This is a genomic window from Rhodoblastus acidophilus, from assembly GCF_900187365.1.
GTDB classification, from domain to species: Bacteria; Pseudomonadota; Alphaproteobacteria; order Rhizobiales; family Beijerinckiaceae; genus Rhodoblastus; species Rhodoblastus acidophilus.
Genome location: NZ_FYDG01000001.1, coordinates 295369 through 313016, shown reverse-complemented (window position 1 = coordinate 313016; position 17648 = coordinate 295369). Strand labels below are relative to the sequence as shown.

Annotated in this window: 13 protein-coding genes and 1 riboswitch; of the genes, 8 read left to right on the top strand and 5 right to left on the bottom strand. The window is 67.2% G+C overall.

Annotated elements, in window-relative coordinates; all coding sequences use genetic code 11:
- Positions 1 to 345: 345 nt before the first annotated feature.
- Positions 346 to 2844, top strand: coding sequence for an esterase-like activity of phytase family protein (locus tag CFB24_RS01320; protein WP_088518765.1), 2499 nt, complete (start codon positions 346 to 348; stop codon positions 2842 to 2844).
- A 24-nt stretch (positions 2845 to 2868) separates the two neighbouring features.
- Here the strand turns inward: CFB24_RS01320 and CFB24_RS01315 are convergent, their stop codons facing one another.
- Entirely contained in the window at positions 2869 to 4194 is a 1326-nt protein-coding gene (locus CFB24_RS01315; protein WP_141098307.1) for an ATP-binding protein, read from the bottom strand.
- A 280-nt stretch (positions 4195 to 4474) separates the two neighbouring features.
- On the opposite strand from CFB24_RS01315, the gene CFB24_RS01310 reads away from it, so the two are divergent.
- From CFB24_RS01310 to CFB24_RS01300, 3 genes are all read left to right on the top strand, one after another.
- Entirely contained in the window at positions 4475 to 5659 is a 1185-nt protein-coding gene (locus tag CFB24_RS01310; protein WP_088518763.1) for an efflux RND transporter periplasmic adaptor subunit, read from the top strand.
- 49 nt (positions 5660 to 5708) lie between these two features.
- Positions 5709 to 8858 carry a multidrug efflux RND transporter permease subunit gene (locus CFB24_RS01305; protein ID WP_088518762.1) on the top strand — a complete coding sequence of 1050 codons (3150 nt, stop codon included), beginning with the start codon at positions 5709 to 5711 and terminating at the stop codon, positions 8856 to 8858.
- 112 nt (positions 8859 to 8970) lie between these two features.
- Positions 8971 to 9163: riboswitch (cobalamin riboswitch) on the top strand.
- A 343-nt stretch (positions 9164 to 9506) separates the two neighbouring features.
- Positions 9507 to 10217: a hypothetical protein gene (locus tag CFB24_RS01300; RefSeq protein ID WP_088518761.1), complete on the top strand. Its 711-nt coding sequence runs from the start codon at positions 9507 to 9509 to the stop codon at positions 10215 to 10217.
- Between the two features lie 17 nt (positions 10218 to 10234).
- Here CFB24_RS01300 and CFB24_RS01295 read toward each other — a convergent pair whose 3' ends face one another.
- Complete coding sequence (locus CFB24_RS01295) at positions 10235 to 10804, bottom strand: tyrosine phosphatase family protein (protein ID WP_141098306.1); 570 nt, start codon at positions 10802 to 10804, stop codon at positions 10235 to 10237.
- 64 nt (positions 10805 to 10868) lie between these two features.
- On the opposite strand from CFB24_RS01295, the gene CFB24_RS01290 reads away from it, so the two are divergent.
- The 4 genes from CFB24_RS01290 to CFB24_RS01275 are packed head-to-tail and all read left to right on the top strand — an operon-like array spanning position 10869 to position 14994.
- Complete coding sequence (locus tag CFB24_RS01290; protein ID WP_088518759.1) at positions 10869 to 12446, top strand: cobyric acid synthase; 1578 nt, start codon at positions 10869 to 10871, stop codon at positions 12444 to 12446.
- Between the two features lie 9 nt (positions 12447 to 12455).
- The gene (cobF, locus tag CFB24_RS01285; RefSeq protein WP_088518758.1) at positions 12456 to 13235 is read left to right on the top strand and encodes a precorrin-6A synthase (deacetylating); all 780 of its coding nucleotides are present in this window, start codon (positions 12456 to 12458) and stop codon (positions 13233 to 13235) included.
- Positions 13232 to 14644: a cobyrinic acid a,c-diamide synthase CobB gene (locus tag CFB24_RS01280; protein WP_088518757.1), complete on the top strand. Its 1413-nt coding sequence runs from the start codon at positions 13232 to 13234 to the stop codon at positions 14642 to 14644. The genes cobF and CFB24_RS01280 overlap by 4 nt, the downstream gene beginning before the upstream one ends.
- A 26-nt stretch (positions 14645 to 14670) precedes the next feature.
- Positions 14671 to 14994 (top strand): cysteine-rich small domain-containing protein, encoded by a 324-nt coding sequence (locus CFB24_RS01275; protein WP_088518756.1) that lies wholly within the window; start codon positions 14671 to 14673, stop codon positions 14992 to 14994.
- Here CFB24_RS01275 and CFB24_RS01270 read toward each other — a convergent pair whose 3' ends face one another.
- Genes CFB24_RS01270 through CFB24_RS01260 form a run of 3 tightly spaced genes read right to left on the bottom strand, consistent with a single transcriptional unit; the run spans position 14995 to position 17647 of the window.
- On the bottom strand, positions 14995 to 15828 hold the full coding sequence (locus CFB24_RS01270; RefSeq protein ID WP_088518755.1) for an ABC transporter substrate-binding protein: 834 nt from the start codon (positions 15826 to 15828) through the stop codon (positions 14995 to 14997).
- On the bottom strand, positions 15825 to 16604 hold the full coding sequence (locus tag CFB24_RS01265) for an ABC transporter ATP-binding protein (RefSeq protein ID WP_088518754.1): 780 nt from the start codon (positions 16602 to 16604) through the stop codon (positions 15825 to 15827). The genes CFB24_RS01270 and CFB24_RS01265 overlap by 4 nt, the downstream gene beginning before the upstream one ends.
- Positions 16601 to 17647 carry a FecCD family ABC transporter permease gene (locus tag CFB24_RS01260; protein WP_088518753.1) on the bottom strand — a complete coding sequence of 349 codons (1047 nt, stop codon included), beginning with the start codon at positions 17645 to 17647 and terminating at the stop codon, positions 16601 to 16603. Before CFB24_RS01260 ends, CFB24_RS01265 begins: the two co-directional genes overlap by 4 nt.
- Between the last annotated feature and the right edge of the window lies 1 nt (position 17648).

Below are 17648 nucleotides of genomic sequence, written 5' to 3'. Positions count from 1 at the left end.
GGCGTCATGCTGAAACGCACAAAAACTGTGCGGCAGGCCATAAAACCCGACGATGAGGCATTGCCTAATTTGGCGCTGTTGCAGTTTTAAGACTGTTATGCGACGCGCCGATGCGATTGATGCTCTACGTCATGTGGCGGGGCAAGGCGCTGATCGAACAGGATGAGCCGTTTCAATCGGTTTGCTTGGAGTTCCCCAAGCAACGCGGGCGCCGATAGACTGGCCCGGCGCCAAACGCCCATGCCGTTTCGTAATTCAAATAACGAGCGTCACATGTTTGTCGTGGACCCCACCTAAAGCGGACCGCAGGCCGAATTGTGGCGGAATCGCGACGGGGTGAAACAGATGGCGTGGACATTTTCGAGGGCATTCAAGACGGCGCTGTTCTCGGGAGTCGCCGCGTCAATCCTGCAACCGCTCGCCGTTCTCGCCGATCCGCTCGTCTACAAGACGCCGAACGTCATCAGCGTCGCGGGTTCGACCTCGGCCACGCTCAACGGAACGACCGTCGTCAACCAGGGCCTGCAGGGCATGGCGCGGCTCCCCGCCGATTCGACCTTCGATTTCGCCGGCGACACCTTCGGCGCCTTTTCGGGCTTCGCCCTCGATCTGAGCCGCTGGCGCAAGACGGCGACCGGCTATGTCGGCGCCATGTACGCCCTGCCCGACCGTGGCCCGAACGGGGTCAGCAGCGTCGCCTTCAGCGATTACGCCGCGCGCGTGAACATCCTGTCGATGGCGTTCACGCCCTATGTGTCGAACGCCAATCTCCCGGTCAGCGAAGCCTCGCAGCACCAATTGCAGCTGACCATGAACGGCGGATTCTATCTGCGCGATTTCAACGGCAACGTCACCACCGGCCTCGACGCCGGCGGGACCACCGTGCAGAACGGAATCACCCTGCCGAGCCCGGCCGCGGGAACCGCCGGCGCCGGCAAGATCAGCTTGGACGCCGAGGGCCTGCGCTTCCTCAACAACGGCAATTTCTACGTCTCCGACGAATATGGCGCCAACGTCTATTATTTCGACGCTACGGGCAAGCTGCTCGGCGTGATCACGCCGCCGGCGGCGCTGGTTCCGCGCGACGCCTCGGGCCAGCTGAACTACACGTCGCTGGTCGACGCCAAGACCGGACGCCGCCTCAACCAGGGTCTTGAAGGCCTCGCCATCACGCCCGACCAGAAAAAGCTGGTGACGCTGCTGCAAAGCGCGGCCATGCAGGACTCGTCGTCGAGCCAGGAGACCCGAACCAACACCCGGCTGATGATCTACGACATCGCGTCGAGCAAGACGCCGGCCAATCCGATCGCCGATTACGTGTTGCAACTGCCGATCTACAATTCGACCGGCGGCGGGGGCGCCGCCAACCGCACCGCTGCGCAGTCGGAACTGCTGGCGCTGAACGATACGCAGTTCCTGGTGCTGTCGCGCGACGGCAACGGCCTGGGACAGTCCGTCGGCAATAATCCGGTGTTCAAGAGCGTGCTGTTCGTCGACGTCTCCGGCGCGACCAACATCGCCGGGTCGGTGTACGAGACCACCGCCACGCCGCTTTCGCCCGGCGGCAAGCTGGTCTCCTCCATCGCGCCAGCGCAGCAGGTCGAAGCCCTGAACATTCTGAACACGGCGCAGCTGAGCAAGTTCGGCGTCAACGTCGACAACAAGAATCCGACCCGCCTCACCCTGACGGAGAAATGGGAAGGTATGGCGCTGGCGCCGGCGCTGGAGGAAGGCAAGCCGCAGGATTTCTTCCTGTTCATCGGCAATGACAACGACTTCCTGTCCACTACCTGCGTCACGAGCGGCGTCAGCTGCGCGCAATCGGTCAACAGCGACGCCGAGGTGCTGGTCTATCGCATGACCCTGCCGACCTATGTCGATCCGCAATATCTGGCCTGGATGATCGGCACGGGGCCGCTCGCGGTCGCCGCTGTGCAGCAATCGGCGCTGTCGCTCGCCGGAATCAATTCCGGCAACGTCGCCGCCCAGCTCAACGCCAACCGCCGCGCCGGCGGCTCCGCTCCGGGCACGTTCACGCCCTGGATCATCGGCTCCTTCGGCTATGTGAACGGCGACAACCTGACCAGCCCGACCGGAGAGACCGGAACCCGCAACGGTTTTCAGGGCTCCATCGGCCTCGATTATACGTTCTCGCCCAATCTGGTTTTCGGCGGCGCCTTCGGCGCCGGCCAGATCAACCGCCACGGCGCCTTCGGCCATGACGCCGACGGCTATGATTTCAGCCTGTACGGGCGCGCGATGGCCGACGGCTTCTACGCCCAGGCCGGCTATTCCTTCGGCTACGCCAATTTCGACAACATCAACCGCCCCGCGGCCTATGGCCTGACGGCGCTCGGTTCGACCTCCGGCGATTTGCAGTCGGCGTTCGTCGAGGCGGGCTATGATTTCGATTTCGGCGTGGCGAAGGCTGGTCCGGTCGCCGGCTATCAGCTGCAATGGGCGAAAATCGACGGCTATACCGAAACAGGCGCCGCCGGCGGCAATGTTTTGATGCCGCAGACCATCGCGCGCAGCCAGACGCTGATGGCCGGCGTCGAGGCGTTCGGCGCCTTCATGGGCGTCACGCCGTTCGCGCGGCTGACCTACAACCACGATTTCGACGCCGAAACGCGCTACGCCACCTTCAAGCTCGCCAGCGCCAACGCCGCCATGGCCTCGGCGCGCGTGGCGATTCCGCATGTGGCGCTCAATTATGGCGAACTCGGCCTGGGCGTGCAGGGCCGGGTCGGCGTGGGCGTGTGGAGCGTCGGCTACACCGCCCAGCTCGCCGAGGGCGGCCATGTCTCCAACGCGGTCCGCGTCGGCTATTCGCACGCGTTCTGAGCCGCGTCGGGGAGGTCCGGTCGCTCAAGGCTTTGGCGTGAAATCGAGGGTGGCGGTCACCCCCTCGCCCTCGATGCGCTCCCATTGGAACGCGGCGCGGTGGACGGCGGCGATGCGGCCGACGATCTTCAAGCCCAGGCCTGTCCGGCCGGACGCCGCCGGCGCAGGTCGGCTTCCCCCGATCCGGCCTCCATCGTCGATCACGCGGAGGACCGCGCCCGGTCCGGCCTCGACGCGAATCTCGGCGCCTTTCGGCGCATGGCGCGCGGCGTTCTCGATCAGGTTGCGCAGGGCGTTCTCGACCAGGGCCGGATGCCCTTTGAAGGGCGTGGCGCCCTCGTCGGCGAAGGCGATGCTCTTGCCAGCGCGATAGACGAAATCGGCGAGATCGACCACCGCCTGCGCCGCCAGCGCCGCGGGATCGATCTCCTCCATCGGCGCAAGCTGCGCAGATTCGACCCGCGCCAGACCCGTCAATTGCTCGACCAGATGGTTGAGCGCCTCCAGATCCTCCTCGACTTTTCTCGCGCGGGGATCGGCGATTTTTTCCAGCTCGAGCCGGGCGACCGCCAATGGCGTGCGCACTTCGTGCGAAATGGCCGACGTCAGCAGCCGTTGCGAGCGCATCAGCTCGGCGGCGCGGTCGAATGCGGCGTTGACGGCCTGGGTGAATTCGGCGATTTCGCCGGGCATGCCGGTGGTCGGCAGCTGCGCGGCCTCCGCGTGCGGGTCGAGCCGCGCCAGACGGCGCGCGGCGTCCTGCACCGGGCGCAGGCTGCGCGCCACCGAAAAGATCGTCGCGCCCAGCACGAACACCAGCATCAGGCTCATGGGCAGCAGCATGTGGTCGATCACCTCCTGCGCGAACACGCGGGCCATCACCCCCTCGCGGTCGTCAACAATGGCGATCTCGATCATGACAGGCTCGGGGCGCTCGGCCACGACACGCCCGCCGACGACTTGCAGCGTCTCGCCGGGCTTCACCTGCCGCATCCAGAACACCAGAGGCGTCACATCGAGCGGCGGAAAGTGTTTTTCGCAGGCGCGGTCGCAATTGGAGTAGAGCTGGGCGCCCGCCGCCGTGCGCACCCGCACGAGATAGCCGCTGTCGCCGCCGCCATAGCGCTTGCGCGCGTCCGGCGGCAGACGGAAGGCGGCGCGGTCGTTCTGGACGGAAACGCCGGGCGCCAGCGCCTCCGTCTCCATTTCGATAGCGTAGCGTTCCAGCGTCTGGTTGTCCGACCAGTATTCCCAGAAAACGCCGGCGAGCTGCGCGATCATGGCCAGCGCCGCGAAAAACGCGATGCGCTGAACCACCAGGCCAACGAGCGAAGGCCGTCGGCGCGTCAAGAGGCGGCCTCGCGCCGTGCGTCGACGGTCGGGCCGACGCTTGCGCCCGCTTTTGCGCTCATTCTTGGCGGATTCGAAACACTTGCCACTTCAGCCTCCCTCGTGGTTGCGGCGGTGAGCATCGCACAAACCGGTCTTCCGCGCAGGCCCCGTTCCGCATGCGCTGCGACGCCCGATTTTTCCGCATCCCTTGACAGGCAAACGACAGGTTCGCGCCCGCAGCCTTGGCGCATAAGCCGAACTGCGCCCCGCGCAGGCGATAGGGCGAACGAGAGGAACGATGCTGAATCACATGGCGACGAAAATCAAAGGCCGAAGTTTTATGGCGCTGGCGCTCGCCGCCGCGCTTTCCCCCGTAGCTGCGCGCGCGGAATCCGACGCGGACGCCCCGCCTCCTGTCGGCGTGGTCACGGTCGAGCGCAAGGAAATGGTGATGACCAAGGACGCGCCCGGCCGAATCGCGCCGATGCGCATCGCCGAAGTGCGCCCGCGCGTGTCCGGCATCGTGCTCGAACGCGCGTTCGAACAGGGCAGCCTGGTCGAAAAGGGCGCGGTGCTCTACCGCATCGACCCCACCCAGTTCCAAATCGATCTCGACAGCGCCCGCGCCGCGCTGGCCAAGGCCGAGGCGATCCTGTTCAACGCCGACCGCCAGGAGAACCGCCTCAAGGCGCTGCTCAACGGCCAGACCACGACGCAGTCCCAATATGACCTCGCGCTGGCCGCCGAACGGCAGGCCGAGGCCGATGTGCTGGCGCAGAAGGCCGCCGTGCGCCGCGCCGAAGTCAATCTCGAATACGCCACCATCCGCGCCCCGATCGCCGGCCGCATCGGCCGCGCCCTGGTCACCGAAGGCGCGCTGGCCTCGCAGGATCAGCCCGCCCCCTTCGCCACCATCCAGCAGCTCGATCCGATCTACGCCGACTTCACCCAGTCCGTCTCCGAAATGAACGCGCTCAAGGAGGAGATGGAGCGCGGCGGACTGAAGCCCAAGGACGCCGCAAAGGGCGCCGTCATTCGCACGCGGCTGATCCTCGAGAATGGCAAGACCTATCCGCTGGAAGGCAAGCTGCTGTTTTCCGACGTCACCGTCGATCCCGGCACCAACCAGGTGACTCTGCGCGCCCAGTTTCCCAATCCCGACGCGGCGCTGCTGCCCGGCGCCTATGTGCGCGTGCAGATCGAGGAAGGCGTGCGCGCCAACACCATCGTCGTGCCGCGTCAGGCGGTCCAGCGCAACAACGCCGGCGGCGCCGAAGTGTTCGTGGTCAACGACCAGGGCCGCGCCGTGCTGCAGCCGGTGCGCCTCGGCCGCACGCTCGGCGATCAGGTGGTGGTGGAGGAGGGCCTGCACACCGGCAATCGCGTCGTCGTCGAGGGGTTCCAGAAGTTCATGTCGGGCGGTCACGTCGACCCACAACCCGTTTCGCCCGGGCGCCCGCAAGCGCGGGCGGAACGCGGATAAACGCGTTTCGTAAAACGACAGCCGAATCCCTTTCCGGAGTCCTGACTGCATGCCCGCGTTTTTCATCGCGCGCCCGGTTTTCGCCTGGGTCATCGCGATCTTCATCTGTCTCGGCGGCATTCTCGCGCTGCCCTTCCTGCCGGTGTCGCAATATCCGATCGTTGCGCCGCCCTCGATTTCGATTTCGACCTCCTATCCCGGCGCCTCGACGCAGGATCTGTATTATTCCGTCACCCGCCTGATTGAGGAGGAGCTCAGCGGCGCCGCCAATCTCCTGAACTTCGAATCAACCGGAGACACCACCGGCGAGGTCGAGATCAACGTCGATTTCAAGCCGGGAACCGATCTCGCGCTCGCCGCCGTCGACGTGCAAAACCGCATCAAGCGCATCGAGCAGCGTCTGCCTCCGGCGGTGCAGCAGCAGGGCATTTCGATTCTCGAAGCCTCGACGGCGATCCTGCAATTCGTCACGCTCACGTCTCCCGACGGTTCTCTCGACGAGATCGGGCTGGGCGACGTCGCCACACGCTACGTTCTGCCGGAACTCCGCCGGGTGAACGGCGTCGGCCGCGTCAGGTTGTTTTCGACCGAGCGCGCCATGCGCGTCTGGCTCGATCCTGACAAGATGCGCGGCTATGCGCTGACCACGGAAGACATCACCTCCGCCATCCGCGCGCAAAACGCGCTGGTGTCCTCCGGCATGTTGGCGCAGCCGCCGAGCCCCTCGGCCGAGCGCACCCAGAACATGGTGCTGGTCAAGGGCCAGCTGGAATCGCCGGAGGAATTCGGCGCCATCGTGTTGCGCGCCAATTCCACAGGCGCCGCCGTGCGGCTGCGCGATGTGGCGCGTGTTGAAGTCGGCGGCCTCACCTACGCATTTTCCACGCGCCTCAACGGCAAGCCCGCCGCCGCCATCGCCGTGCAGCTCGCGCCGTCAGGCAATGCGCTGGCGACAAGCGCGACCGTGCGCGAAAAAATGGCGGAGCTTGAACAATTTTTCCCGCCCGGCGTGAAGGCCGAGGTGTCCTATGACGTGACGCCGGTGGTGAAAGCCTCGGTGAAAAAAGTGCTGATGACGCTGGTCGAGGCGGTCGTGCTCGTCTTCGCGGTGATGTTCCTGTTCCTGCAGAACTTCCGCTATACGCTGATCCCGACCATCGTCGTGCCCATCGCGCTGCTCGGGACCTGCGGCGCGCTCTATGCGCTGGGCCTGTCGATCAACGTGCTCACCATGTTCGGCATGGTGCTGGCCATCGGCATTCTTGTCGACGACGCCATTGTCGTCGTCGAAAACGTCGAGCGCATCATGGCCAAGGAGGGGTGTTCGCCACGCGAGGCCACCGTCAAGGCGATGGAGCAGATCACCGGCGCGGTGATCGGCGTCACCATGGTGCTGATGGCGGTGTTCGTCCCGATGGCTTTCTTCCCCGGCTCGGTCGGCATCATGTACCAGCAGTTTTCGGCGGCCATGGTGGTGTCCATTGGGTTTTCGGCCTTCCTGGCGCTGACGCTGACGCCGGCCCTTTGCGCCACGCTGCTGAAGCCGCTCGCCCATGACCATCACGAGAAAAAGGGCTTTTTCGGCGCCTTCAACCGCTTCTTCGACGCGCTTACCGACCGCTACGCCGCCGTGACGCGCTGGGCGATCGGTCGCCGGCCCGCCTTTCTCGCGTTCTATCTCGTGATTGTCGGCGCCATGAGCTACGGCCTGTGGAAGGCGCCGTCGGGCTTCGTGCCGGTCGACGACCAGGGCTATGTGATGGCCGACGTTCTCTTGCCCTCCGACGCCAGCGCCTCGCGCGCGCTGGACGTGGTCAAGCAGGTTGAGGCGCGGCTGTTGAAGGAGCCGGCGGTCGAATCCGTCACCTTCATCACCGGCTACAGCTTCTATGGCCAGGGGTCGATGACCGCGCAGGCGTTCATCACGCTGAAGGACTGGTCGCAGCGCGGCAAGGAGGATTCTGCGGACGCCATCATCGCCCGCTCCAATCCGCTTCTCGCGCGCATTCCCGACGCGCAGACGTCCCTGCTCGCGCCGCCGCCGATCCCCAATCTCGGCAACAGCTCGGGCTTCTCGTTCCGGCTGCAGGATCGCGGACAACGCGGCTATGAGGCGCTGATGTCGGCCAAGGACGCTCTCATCGCGGCGGCGGCGAAATCCCCGGTGATCGAAAAGATCGTCGAGGAGGGGCTGCCCGGCGCCGCGCTGGTGCGCATCGAGATCGACCGCGAAAAGGCCGGCGCGCTCGGCGTCTCCTTCACCGACGTCAACGACGTCATTTCCACCCATCTCGGCTCGGTCTATGTCAACGACTTCATCAATCGCGGCCGCACCCAGCGCGTGGTGGTGCAGGCCGACGAGGACAAGCGCGTCCGCGCCGAGGACATCCTGACCTATAGCGTGCGCAACAAGGCCGGCGAAATGGCGCCGCTGTCGGCCTTCGCGCGGGTGGCGTGGTCGGTGGGGCCGACGCAGATCATCGGCTTCAACGGCTACCCGTCGGTGCGCCTGACCGGCGAACCGAAACCCGGCTTCACCAGCGGCGACGCCATCGCCGAAATGGAGCGGCTGATGGCGACGCTGCCCAGCGGTTTCGGCTATGACTGGACCGGGCAATCGCTGCAGGAAAAGCTCGCCGGCTCGCAAGCGGCCTTCCTGCTGGGCCTGTCGGTGCTGTTCGTGTTCCTGTGCCTCGCCGCGCTTTACGAGAGCTGGGCGATCCCGTTCTCGGTCATGCTGGCGGCGCCGCTCGGCATCGTCGGCTGCGTGACCGCCGGCTATCTCAGCACGCTGCCCAATGACGTCTATTTCACCGTGGGCCTGATCACCATCATCGGCCTGTCGGCGAAAAACGCCATCCTCATCATCGAGTTCGCCCGGGATTTGCGGGCGCAGGGACTGACGCTGGTGGCGGCGACCATCGAGGCGGCGCGGCTGCGTTTCCGCCCGATTGTGATGACCTCGCTGGCCTTCATCCTCGGCGTCGTGCCGCTGATGATCGCCAGCGGCGCCAGCGCCAAGAGCCAGCAGGCGCTGGGCACCGGCGTGTTCGGAGGCATGGTCTCGGCGACGCTGCTGACCGTGGTGTTCGTGCCGGTGTTCTTCGTCGCGGTCATGGCGTTCTTCGTCGGCCGCAGGGAGCGTCGGACGGCCCCGCCAGCGGCCCTGGCGCCAGCGGCCTCGGTCGATTCGCCTTAAGAGGAGCCGCTCTCAAGGGCGACGCGGAATGGGACAAGCCCCCGCGTCGCCTCGCTCGTCCCCGACAATTTTCGCGGGCGGCAAACAGCCGCTTGCCAAGATGCGCCGCTGGCGCCACAATCGCCGGGATGGTGCTTCGGCGTTTCGACGCCGAAGATAATAGGGAACACGGTTCAACGCCGTGGCTGCCCCCGCAACTGTAAGCGGCTAGCCTGTTTCGAAAAGCCACTGACCCCTTGGGTTGGGAAGGCGGATTCAGGCGGCGATCCGCGAGCCAGGAAACCTGCCATCGTCGATTGGACTCAGACCCGCCGGGTGAGGCGAGGCAGGAGGTTTGTGATGATGAATGTATTGGTGATCGCAACGCGGCTTGGCAGGGATTCGGCCCTCAGTTAGCGCGCATCGCCCCCTCGCGACATTCCCAATCGTCTGACGCTGTCGTTCGCGTGGAAACACGCGGCTTTCGGCCGTTTGCGCCCCCGCGCCGCGATCAGTCTGTCCGCCCATGAGCGCGAGATTTTCAAGCCTTTGACCTGACGCCGCCCGGCTGGGGCGGCGCGGCTTCATCCAGAGTTTTCACATGCGGATTCCCACCCACCCGAATGATCCCTCCGCCGATCGCAAAAGCGGTTGCAACGGAGGCCAGTCATGATTCTGGTTCTGGCGATGTCGCCTGACGACGAACGGCGCCTCGCAATGACGCGAGAAAAGCAAGACGCTTCGCGCGCATCGTTCCGTCTTGCGAGCCGTTTCTGGCGCGATCTGGAGATCGTGTTGCGCTGGATTTTCCTCAACGCGCAGGAGCGGAAGGCCCATCCCCGTTCGCCGGGCGTTCGCGCGCAAAATCGCAGCGGCGCCGAACCGGTCAAGACCGCCGGCCTCGCGCCGGCCTCCCGCGCCGCGACGCTTCCGTCCAAGTCAAGGCCCAACGTGCTGGTCGCCGGCCGTGCGAAATTCACCGAGGGCGTGTTGCGCTGTCTGCTGTCCGAGGATGTGAACGTCCACGCCATCGCCGTCGACCGCGACGAGGCGTGCGCCCTGATCCTCATGGGCGCCACGCCGCATGGCTTGGCCGACCTCGCGGAGCAGGCGGCGCCGTTCGACCTCGTTCTTTCCACCGACCTGATGCAATATATCGGCGCCGACGTTCTGGCGCGGCTGCCCGAACACGCCGTGATCCTCGATCTCGCGCCGCCGCCCGGCAGCGTCGATTACGAGAGCGCCAAAGCCTTGGGCCGCAGGGCGATCTGGGCGCGCGCGGCGATTTCGGAAGGCCGCACCGTGTTCTGTCCTGCGACCTGGGGCCAGATTCGCCACGTGCTCGACTTCTGCCGTCGCCGGGCCGTGGGCGCGCCATGAAGTGTTCAAAGGCGCGTTCAGATCATCTCGTCGGCGTCCGCGCTCCAGTCGAGCGGCAGGGCGAACGGCGGCGCGTCGCCGTCGAATTCGCAGCCGCGTCCGATGGCGTCGATCGCATCGACCATCTTTCCGCCGCGCGCCAAAAGCTCGTCGGCCAGCGACACCAGCAGGCGGTTGGGCGTCGCCGTCGGGGCGCGGCGGCGCAAGGCGTCGGCGATGGCCTTCTCCTCGCCCGGCGCCCGCGCGCAGGCGATGATATAGGCGGCGGCCGGCGAACGGCTGACGCCCATCCAGCAATGCGCGAGCACATGGTCGTCGGCGCGGCAGGCGCGGCCGAAATCGACGATGGCGCCGACAAGGGCTTCGTCGGGGACGACGCAGCCGGGCTGCGGCGCGGTGATGTCGTTGAACGCCAGAATCAGCCGGTCGCGCGGCAGGATTCCGTCATCGAAAATGACGGTTTGCCAAGGCGCGAGCAGCGACAGCGAGCGCGTAAAAGTCCGCTCGGCCACGAGGCGCTCGATGTGGCGAAGGGCGCTGACGATGATCACGCGGCCTTGGTAAAGCCCGCCTCCCCCTGAAGTCAATCGCTTCCAAGCCCGCTCCACGCCCATCCGCGGCGCGCGGGCGCTTGCCGAATTGAGGAAAAACATGACGCCTCCCGAGGTCGCCGAATTGATCTCCCGCATCGCCTACACGCCGCACGCCAGCGCCGCTCCGCGTCGGGCCAAAAGCCTGATGATCCAGGGCACCAGCTCCGACGTCGGCAAGAGCATGGTGGTGGCGGGCCTGTGCCGCGCCTATGCCCGTCGCGGGCTGGCGGTGCGTCCGTTCAAGGCGCAGAACATGAGCAACAACGCCGCCGTCGCCGCGAATTCCGACCTGCCGCCCGGCCCCTACGGCCGGCCGCCGCATGGCGAGATCGGACGCGCCCAGGCGCTGCAGGCGCGCGCCTGTTTCGCCAAACCGTCGATCCACATGAATCCCGTGCTGCTGAAGCCGCAAACCGACATTGGCGCGCAAGTGGTTCTGCGCGGGCGCGTGCTCGGCAATTGTCCCGCGAAGATCTATCACCACATGCGCCGCGAACTGATGCCGGCGGTGGTCGACAGCTTCGAGCGCCTCGCCCGCGAATCCGATCTGGTGATCGTGGAAGGCGCCGGCAGCGGCGCGGAAGCCTATTTGCGCGCCTCCGACATCACCAACATGCGCTTCGCCGAGGAAGCCGACCTGCCCGTCATCTTCCTGTCCGACATTGATCGCGGCGGGACGATGGGGGCGCTGGTCGGCTCCTGGGCGCTGCTCGACGAGGCGGATCGCGCCCGCGTCGTCGGCTATATCATCAACAAGTTTCGCGGCGACTTTTCCATTTTCGAGCCGGGCTGCAAGACGATCACGGCGCGCACCAATTGGCCGTTCCTCGGCGTGCTGCGCTGGTTCCCCGCCGCCGAGCGCCTGCCGGCGGAAGATTCGCTGGCGCTGGAGCGCGCCGCCGCCGGCAGCCGGGGCAGGCTGAAAATCGCCGTGCTGCGGCTGACGCGCGCCGCCAATTTTGACGATCTCGATCCGCTGGTCGCCGAGCCCGACGTCAATCTGAAATGGATTCAGCCGGGAACGCCCATTCCCGGCGATGTCGATGTCGTCGTCATTCCCGGCTCGAAGGCGACGCGCGCCGAACTCGACCTCATCCGGCGCGAGGGCTGGGACATCGACCTGCGCGCCCATGTGCGCCGGGGCGGCCGCGTCATCGGCCTGTGCGCCGGCTATCAGATTCTCGGACGCGTCGTGCGCGACCCGCAGGGACTCGAGGGCGCGCCCGGCGAGACGGAAGGGCTCGGCCTGCTCGACATTGAAACGGAAATGTCGGGGGAAAAGCGTCTGGTGGAGATCGACGCTTTCGACCGCCTCACCGGCGCGCGCGTCTCCGGCTATGAGATGCACATGGGGCGCACCACCGGCGCCGGCCTGGCGCGGCCCTGGCTCGAACTGGATCATGGCGACGGCGTTTTTTCGCCGGAGGGCGCGGTTTCGCCCGACGGCCGCGTCGCCGGCGCCTATCTCCACGGCCTGTTCGCCGGCGACGCCTTTCGTTCGGCCTGGCTGCGCCGGATCGGCGCGCAGACGTCGCAGCTCGATTTCGAGGCCCGCGTCGAGGCGACGCTGGAGGCGCTCGCCGACCATTGCGAAGCCAATCTCGATCTCGACGCCCTGCTGGCGCTGGCGCGATAGGAAACAGCCATGAGAAAAATCTTTCTGATCGGCATGGGGCCGGGCGGGCTGAAATATTTGACGGCGCAGGCGATTGCGACGTTGCGCAAGGTCGATGTGTTCTTCCTTCTCGACAAGCCGGGGCGCGGCAAGGCGGAGCTTGGCGACGCGCGGCGGCGCATTCTCGATCTCTATCGCGGGCCCGGGGCCTATCGCATTATCACGGCGGAAAGCCCGCCGCGCCCGCCGGCGCAGGACGATTATCTCGACGTGGTCGCCGACTGGCACGCGCGCAAGGCCGAGATTCTTTCCACCCTGTTCGAGACGCATCTGGCCGAGGGCGAAACCGGGGGCGTGCTGGTCTGGGGCGACCCCGCGTTCTACGACAGCAGCATCGCCATTCTGCGCCGGATTCAGGCGGAACACCCCGGAAAATTCGAGGTCGAAGTGACGCCGGCCGTCAGCAGCCTGAACCTGCTGGCCGCGCGCCACGCTATTTCCCTGCATGAGATCGGCGGCGATTTGTTGGTGACCACGGCGCGGCGGCTGCTGGCGGGCGGCGCCAAGAATTTCGACTCCGTCGTGGTCATGCTCGATTCCAACGCCGCCTTCGCCCGCATCGATCCGGAAGATTTTCATATTTATTGGGGCGCCTATCTCGGGACGGAGCACGAGGTTCTCAGGTCCGGCCCGCTGGCGGACATCGGCCCGGCCTTGGCCGAGACCGTGCGCCGCGAGAAAGAGCGTCACGGCTGGATTCTCGACATCTACCTGCTGCGGCGCGGCGCGGCGACGGCGCCCGCGTCATGACGGCGCGGATCGTCATCGCCGGCGCCGGATCGGGGTCTGGCAAGACCCTGCTCACCGCCGGATTGATCGGCGCGCTGCGCCGGCGCGGCCTGGTCGCGCAGCCGTTCAAATGCGGCCCGGATTATATCGACCCCGGCTGGCTGGGCGCGGCGGCGGGGCGGCCCTGCCGCAATCTCGACGTCTGGATGCTCGGCGAAACCGCCATGCGCGACAGTTTCGCGCGAGCCTGCGCGGATGCCGATATCGCGGTGATCGAAGGCGTGATGGGCCTGTTCGACGGCGCCGGTTTCGACAGCGACCAGGGCTCGACCGCGGCGATCGCGCGCGCGCTCGACGCGCCCGTGCTGCTGGTCCTCGACATTTCCGGCGCGGCGCGCAGCGCAGCCGCCACGGCGCTCGGGTTTTCGCGTTTCGACCCGGACAAACCGGTTGCGGCGCTGGCGCTGAATTTCGCGGGATCGGAAGGTCATGCGAGGGGGTGCGCTGCCGCCATCGCCGCCGCCACCGGCCTTCCGACGCTCGGCTGGCTGCCGCGCCTGCCGGATTTCGCCATCCCCGAGCGGCATCTCGGGCTGGATCAGGCGGCGCATCGCGGCGACAACGCGACGACGCTTACGCGGGCGGCAGAGGCGGTGAAGGAAAATTTCGATCTTGACGCCCTGCTCGAAATCGCGCGGGCGGCGCCGTCCCTGCCAAAGCCGCGCGCCGCCCCGGCGCGTCGCGCGCAACAGGACGGCCCGATCCTCGCTCTGGCGTCCGACGCGGCGTTCTCCTTCTATTACCAGGACGACATCGACCTCCTGTCCGCCGCGGGGGCGCGCGTCATCCGCTTCAGCCCCGTCGCGGGCGAGACGCTTCCGCAGGGCGCGTCGGCGGCGTTTTTTGGCGGCGGCTATCCCGAACTCTACGCCCGCGAACTCGCCGCCAACACGGCGCTGTGGCGCGACCTCCACGCCTTGCAAGATGCAGGCGCGCCCATCGTCGCCGAGTGCGGCGGCTTCATGGTTTTGACCGAAGCGTTGATCGACGCCGAGGGCGTGCTGCATCGCATGGCCGGGTTAATTCCGGGAACCGTGCGGATGACCGACCGGCTGGCCGCGCTGGGCTACCGTCAGGCGACGGCGCTGGCCGATACGCCGCTGGCGGGCGTCGGCGACACGCTGCGCGGCCATGAATTTCATTACAGCGTGTGGGATCGCGCGAGCGCGCCGCCGTCGCCGGCCTGGCTGTTGCGCGGCGCCCGCGACGGTGATCCCGCGATCCGCGCCGGCCATGCCGAGCGCGGTCTCGTCGCCAGCTATCTTCACATTCCCCTGGCGCAAGAACCCGAACGCGCCGCGCGCCTCGTGGCGCGGATGCGCGTGGTCGAGACGCGGCGGCGCGCACCCGTCGCGCGCCGGGTCGGATAAACCGAATTTGTCATGGAAGGAAGCGCATGCAGCCCAAGGATACGACCAGCAACACAGCCTATATGGGCTTCACCAATTCGGCCTGTCCGTTCATGCCCTGCCATCCCGGCGTGGAGCGCGAGTTCAACTGCCTGTTCTGCTATTGCCCGCTCAGCGCGCTGGAATGTCCCGGCCCCTACAAGGTCTTCGTCGACCGCAACGGCGTCAAGCGCAAGGATTGCACCGCCTGCACGCTGCCGCACAACGGCTACAAGCGGGCGTGGAATTTCATCCAGCGCTGGCTGGAGCGTCCCGTGTTCTGGAAGGGCTGCGAGCAGGACCCGGAGCGCGTCAAGAACGCCGCCGATTGATCAGCGCGACGCCCGCCCGATGGCGTCCGACAGGCGATCCAGCGCGGCGGGCAGCATCGGCCCGCCGCACATGGTCAGGGCTTCGGGAATGACAATGCGGCGCGCCGGCGGATAGCGGCGGTCGAGCGCGGGATGCAGCAGCATCGCCTTGCCCTGGTCCTCGGCGCGTGGCGACGATTCCGCCACCAGGATCAAATCGGGTTCGGTCGCGATCACGGTTTCCAGCGTGACGAAGCCGCCGCTTCTCAATCCGAGGTCCGATGCCGAATTGGCGAGGCCGACGGTCGCCAGCAGCGATGACAACAGACCGTTGCTCCCAGCGACCCAGCCCCTGCGCGACACGGCGAGCACGCGGATGCGCCCATCGGCCGCCGAGGCGCGCGCCCGCGCCGCCGCCGCGTCGATGCTGTCGTTCAACGCGCGGGCGCGCTCGGGATGCCCGACGATCTCGCCGACGCGGCGGACTTGAGTCTTCACATCTTCGATGCTGCGGGGAACGTCGAATTCCGCGATCTTCACGCCATGGTCCTGCAGCAGATCGCGCGTGGCCTTCTTGCCATATTTGCCGGCCAGCGCCAGATCCGGATTCAAGGCGATCAGGTCTTCGGCCTCGCCGCTCAGGCGCGGATAGTTTTTCGCTTGCTCGGCCAGCCACGACATCTGCGGATCGCGGGCATAAGGCCCCAAACCCGCGATCTGCTCGGGATCAGCCAGCGCCAGCAGGAGTTGATCCGTACACATGTTGATCGAGGCGATGCGCGCCGGCGCGCTCCAGGCGCAGGGCGCAAAACACGCCAGCGCCGCCGCCGCGGCGAGCCGCCCGAAAACATTCATCGCGCGGCCCAGGGCACGATGACCGGCTCGCTGGCGTGATCGCAGCGAAACGCGTCGATGGCGAACACCTCCGCGAGCTGGGCGGGCGCGAGCACATCGCGCGGCGCCCCCGCTTCTTCCAGACGGCCGGCGCGCAGCATCAGCACGCGGTCGGCGAAGCGCGCGGCGGCGCCGAGATCGTGCGTCACCACGAAGACCAGCGCGCCCTGCCGGGCCTGCCGCCGCAACAGGGTCATGATCGAAAGCTGGTAGTGCGGATCGACCGAAGCCGTCGGCTCGTCGGCGAACAAAACCGGCGCTTCCGTCGCCAGCGCGCGCGCCACCGCCACCCGGCGACGCTCGCCGCCCGAAAGCTGCGTGACCGCCCGCTCCGCCATGTCGCCGAGATCGACCGCGTCGAGCGCCCGCGCAATGGCCTCGACATCGCGCGGACGCAGTCGGCCGGGGCGCGTCGCGCCATGCGGATAGCGTCCCAGCGCCACGACGTCGCGGACCGGCAGCGGCCAATGCACCGCATCGTCCTGCGGCACATAGGCGAGTTTTTGGGCGCGCTGCGCGACCGACAGCGCGCGGAGATTCTCGCCGGCCATGACGATGCCGCCTTCGCTGGGAATCAGGCCCGCCAGCGCCCGCAACAAAGTGGTTTTGCCGGCGCCGCTGGGACCGACCAGCGCGATCAGCGCGCCGGCTTGCGCGCTGAAGGAAATCTCGCGCAACACGTTTCGGCCGCCGAGGCGGACATGGAGATTGCAAACCTCGAAATTCCCGCTCGTCATGCCGTCGCGCCTCCCAGTCTGAGGCGTTCGCGGAACACCAGGTAAAGAAAGAACGGCACGCCGATCAGCGCCGTCATCACGCCGACCTTGATCGAGGAGCTGGAGGGAATGAGGCGCACGGCGATGTCGGCCGCCAGCAGCAGCGCCGCGCCGGCCAGCGCGCTGGGCGCCAGCAGCCGGCCCGGATCGTGCCCGACCAGCGGCCGCATCAGATGCGGCGCCACCAGGCCGATGAAGCCGATCGTGCCGGAGACCGCGACCGAGGCGCCGACGCCGAGCGCGACGCCGAGAATGACCTGGAGCCGCAGCGCCGTCACGTTGACGCCGAGGCTTTGCGCCGCCTCCTCGCCCAGGCTCAGCACGCGAAAGGCGTCGCGCCGCGCCCACAGCAGCCAGGCGCCGCAGGCCATGAACGGCCAGGCCAGCAGCACATGGCGAAAGCTGCGGTCATCGAGCGAGCCGAGCAGCCAGAATGAAATTTCGAGCGCCGCGAACGGGTTGGACGCCAGATTGAGCGCGAGCGCGGTGGCGGCGCCGGCGAGGCTGGACAGCGCCAGCCCCGCCAGAATCAGCAGCAGCAGGTTCGACTCGCGCCCGACGATCGCGACCAGGATGCAGGCGGACAGAAACGCCATCAGGATCGCCGACAGCGGCAAGGCGAAGGACAAGGCGTCGCCGAGTCCCGTCGCTATAGCCAGCACCGCGCCGAAGGCGGCGGCCTGCGGCGCGCCGAACAGCGAGGGCGCCGCCAGCGGATTGCGCAACAGGCCTTGCAGGGCGGCGCCCGACAGGCCGTGCATCGCCCCGATGGTCGCGGCGAGCAGCGTGCGCGGCAGGCGGATGTCCTGAACGATCACGCGATGCGCCTCGCTCCCCGCGCCGAACAGGGCGTCCACTACCGCGCTCACGGGGAGTTTTGCGGCGCCGACGCTCAGCGAAGCCAGCGTCAGCACGGCGACCAGACCCGCCAGCGCAGGTGAGATCAGCGCCCGCCCCAGTCCCGCGCGGTCGGTCGCGGGGGGCGCGCCTGTCGTCGCGCTCATG

Excerpts from the sequence above, each read along its gene's own strand:
- CFB24_RS01320 (WP_088518765.1), top strand. The coding sequence starts at position 346 with ATGGCGTGGACATTTTCGAGGGCATTCAAGACGGCGCTGTTCTCGGGA.
- CFB24_RS01310 (WP_088518763.1), top strand. The coding sequence starts at position 4,475 with ATGCTGAATCACATGGCGACGAAAATCAAAGGCCGAAGTTTTATGGCG.
- CFB24_RS01305 (WP_088518762.1), top strand. The coding sequence starts at position 5,709 with ATGCCCGCGTTTTTCATCGCGCGCCCGGTTTTCGCCTGGGTCATCGCG.
- CFB24_RS01300 (WP_088518761.1), top strand. The coding sequence starts at position 9,507 with ATGATTCTGGTTCTGGCGATGTCGCCTGACGACGAACGGCGCCTCGCA.
- CFB24_RS01290 (WP_088518759.1), top strand. The coding sequence starts at position 10,869 with ATGACGCCTCCCGAGGTCGCCGAATTGATCTCCCGCATCGCCTACACG.
- cobF (WP_088518758.1), top strand. The coding sequence starts at position 12,456 with ATGAGAAAAATCTTTCTGATCGGCATGGGGCCGGGCGGGCTGAAATAT.
- CFB24_RS01280 (WP_088518757.1), top strand. The coding sequence starts at position 13,232 with ATGACGGCGCGGATCGTCATCGCCGGCGCCGGATCGGGGTCTGGCAAG.
- CFB24_RS01275 (WP_088518756.1), top strand. The coding sequence starts at position 14,671 with ATGCAGCCCAAGGATACGACCAGCAACACAGCCTATATGGGCTTCACC.
- CFB24_RS01270 (WP_088518755.1), bottom strand. The coding sequence starts at position 15,828 with ATGAATGTTTTCGGGCGGCTCGCCGCGGCGGCGGCGCTGGCGTGTTTT.
- CFB24_RS01265 (WP_088518754.1), bottom strand. The coding sequence starts at position 16,604 with ATGACGAGCGGGAATTTCGAGGTTTGCAATCTCCATGTCCGCCTCGGC.
- CFB24_RS01260 (WP_088518753.1), bottom strand. The coding sequence starts at position 17,647 with ATGAGCGCGACGACAGGCGCGCCCCCCGCGACCGACCGCGCGGGACTG.